Origin of the sequence: Okeania sp. SIO2F4 (genome assembly GCF_010672385.1) — a bacterium.
GTDB lineage: Bacteria > Cyanobacteriota > Cyanobacteriia > Cyanobacteriales > Microcoleaceae > Trichodesmium.
Map to the genome: position 1 here is coordinate 1 of NZ_JAAHGT010001511.1, position 1,005 is coordinate 1,005.

General features: G+C 35.6%; 1 protein-coding gene. It reads left to right on the plus strand.

Going from position 1 to position 1,005, the window contains the following annotated elements; genetic code table 11:
- On the plus strand, positions 1-827 hold an 827-nt coding region (locus tag F6K22_RS41585), incomplete at its 5' end, for a TlyA family RNA methyltransferase (RefSeq protein ID WP_293111074.1).
- Between the last annotated feature and the right edge of the window lie 178 nt (positions 828-1,005).

The window sequence follows — 1,005 nt, forward strand, 5'->3', positions numbered from 1 at the left end:
TGGTAGAACGAAATTTGTCTACTTCTCGGCAAAAAGCTCAAGTTTTAATTAGAGCGGGGGAAGTAATGGTAAATCAACAAATAATTGATAAGCCTGGAACTGAAGTTGACTCGGAGGCAGATATTAAAGTTAAACAAAAATCTTTATATGTTTCTCGGGGAGGCTATAAAATTGCTAAGGCATTAGAACATTTTTCTATTTCGATTTCTGACAGAATATGTCTTGATGGTGGCATATCTACGGGAGGATTTACAGATTGTTTATTACAAGCAGGTGCTAAATTAATTTATGGTATTGATGTAGGTTACGGACAAGTTGACTGGAAGTTGCGTAACGACCCTAGAGTAATTTTGAAAGAGAGAACTAATCTACGTTATTTAACTCCTACAGAATTATATGGTGACTCACTAATCTTAAATTCCGAGCTACAAGAAAATGCAAAAAAAATATATCCGAGTTTAGCTGTAGTTGATGTTTCTTTTATTTCTATTACTAAAATATTACCTGCTCTATGGCAATTACTTATTCCTCCTCGCGAGACAATTTTGTTGGTAAAACCTCAGTTTGAAGTAGGAAAAGAACGAGTGGGAAAAAAAGGTGTAGTTCGTTCCTCTACCGATCAAGCTGAGGCAATTTTTCAGGTATATTGTAGTGCCAATAATTTAGGATGGAAATATGCTGGTTTAACTTGGTCTCCTATACAAGGTCCGGCTGGTAATATAGAATATTTATTATGGTTAAATCTGGAAAGTGAACTTTTACTTGAGAGGTCGGCGATCGCTCAAATCACAAAATTAGCTCAACAAGAATTTAATCATAGTTCATAATTAAAATTTGACTTTTAAAATAGCCACACTTCGGCGTTGGTAATTGGTCATTTCAGTTATCAGTTATCAGTACCTCCGAGTTTAGTCGGAGGCTTGAAATACAAGGCGCGAATATTTTTTTCATCCCCTTAAAAGGGGAGGCTTTAGACCTCCTGGTTTTGGTAAGATGATTTTCTAC